Genomic DNA, 2,077 nt, shown 5'->3' with positions numbered 1-2,077 from the left:
TATGAAGGCACGACCCAGATCCTGCAACTCCAGATCGCTAAGCACATGCTGCGCGAATTTGCGGCGGCGAATTGACCTTCGTGGGTTGCACTTCATCCGCAGGCTGCACCATGGGCGGCCAGGGGTTTCATTCCGCCCCGCCCTGGCGCGTGGCCAATTCGCCTGCGGGCCGGATCAAACGCCATGTATAGTTTTCTCGATGGCCTATCGATCATTGAGGCATCGTCATTCGTCGCCTCTCCCACGGCGGGCCTTTATTGCGCGCAATTTGGCGCACAGGTGATACGTGTCGACCAGACTGGCGGCGGCCCCGATTACCGGCGCTGGCCTGTGACGGAGGCGAACGACTCGCTCTATTGGGAGAATCTCAATCGTGCAAAAAAGTCAGTCGCGGTTGATCTTCGCAGGCCTGAGGGGCGTGAAATAGTGCAGGAACTGGTGAGGGCAACCGGCCAGCTCATCACCAATTTTCCGGCGGATGGTTTCCTGTCCCATGCCCTCCTCGCGCAGGGGTGTCCGGATCTTGTCACCTTGCGGATAATGGGGTGGGCCGATGGCTCGCCCGCGCTCGATTACACCATAAACAATGCCGTGGGATACCCTATGCTGACTGGAACCGGCCCCGATCCGGTCAATCATGTCCTGCCCGCGTGGGATCTCATTTCCGGCGCATACGGAGCATTCGCCATGCTTGCCGCGATGCAGTGGCGAAGCACAAGTGGCGAAGGATGCGAGATCCGGCTGCCGTTGTCAGACGTGGCGATCGGCACGGTCGCCAACCTCGGTGGACTTGCAGAAATGCTCTATACGGGCCGGGATCGTCCGCGCCTTGGCAATGCAGTTTATGGCTTGTTCGGTCGCGACTTCACCACGCGCGACGGGGTGCGGACAATGATTGTCGTTGCCACGCATCGCCAGTGGGCCAATTTGCTGGTAGCGCTGGGCCTTTCCGAAGATGTTGCGGCCATCGAACAAGAGCGCGGTGTTTCTTTCGAACAGGATGACGGCCTCCGATATACCTTGCGTGACATGCTCTATCCCTTGTTTGAACGGGCAATCCGTTCGCGTGATTACGCCGATCTGTCCACTGCCTTCGATGCGGGGGGAATCGTCTTTTCGCCCTATCGCAGGATGCTTGATGCGGTTCACGATCCAGCGCTGGTAGCGAACAATCCGATTTTCGGGACGGTGCCAAATCCCAGCGGCTTCGACTATCCCGCCGCGGGCACATTCGCCACCGTTCCTCAAATGCACCGTCGGGAGCCTTGTCCCGCGCCGTACAATGGCCAGCATACCGAAGAAGTCCTGGCGGATCTGCTCTCGCTGCCTGCCGCCGAAATCGCCCGCCTGATCGACGCAGGTATTGTGGGCAACATAGCGAGTGGAGACCCGAAATGACCCTTCGTCGCGCAGCCATTGTCATGCCGATCCGCACTGCGGTGGGCAAGTTTGGCGGCTCTCTTTCGCCGATGACTGCAGGCGAGCTTGGCGCAGTCATCCTCAAGGCCCTGATCGAGCGCACGAAGATCGATCCCGCCCGGGTTGACGATGTCGTGTTCAGTCAGGGATATGGCAACGGCGAGGCGCCGGCCATCGGCCACTGGTCATGGCTGGCTGCCGACCTGCCGCTTGAAGTCCCCGGCTATCAGCTCGACCGGCGCTGCGGTTCGGGGCTGCAGGCGATCGTCAACGCCGCGATGATGGTGCAGACGGGGATGTCCGACGTTGTTGTCGCCGGCGGGGTCGAATCAATGTCCAACGTCGAACATTATTCAACCGACCTTCGCGGGGGCAAGCGTTCCGGCAATATCACCCTTCACGACAGGTTGACGCGCGGACGCCTTATGTCTCAGCCGACGGAGCGTTTTGGTGTTATTTCCGGCATGATCGAAACGGCCGAAAATCTTGCCAGGGATTATGACATCAGCCGGGAACAGGCAGATGCCTATGCCGTGCGCAGCCACCAGCGGGCCGCGGCCGCCTGGGCGAATGGAATGTTCGACGACGAAATCGTGCCGGTTGTGGTGCCGCAAAGAAAGGGCGCGCCTGCCATCTTCGCACACGATGAAGGTTATCG

2 protein-coding genes are annotated in these 2,077 nt (G+C 60.3%); both read left to right on the top strand.

All coding sequences use genetic code 11. The annotated features are described in order from the left end of the window. The first annotated feature begins 183 nt into the window (after positions 1 to 183). Positions 184 to 1,398 carry a CoA transferase gene (locus NZK81_RS21365; protein ID WP_188823827.1) on the top strand — a complete coding sequence of 405 codons (1,215 nt, stop codon included), beginning with the start codon at positions 184 to 186 and terminating at the stop codon, positions 1,396 to 1,398. Beyond that, the coding region (locus NZK81_RS21360; protein WP_311202119.1) for a thiolase family protein at positions 1,395 to 2,077 on the top strand (683 nt) is incomplete at its 3' end. The genes NZK81_RS21365 and NZK81_RS21360, both read left to right, overlap by 4 nt.

Origin of the sequence: Novosphingobium mangrovisedimenti, from assembly GCF_025153475.1 — a bacterium.
GTDB lineage: Bacteria > Pseudomonadota > Alphaproteobacteria > Sphingomonadales > Sphingomonadaceae > Novosphingobium > Novosphingobium mangrovi_A.
The sequence above is the reverse complement of the archived record's forward strand: the minus strand, read 5'-3'. Positions and strand labels throughout refer to the sequence as shown.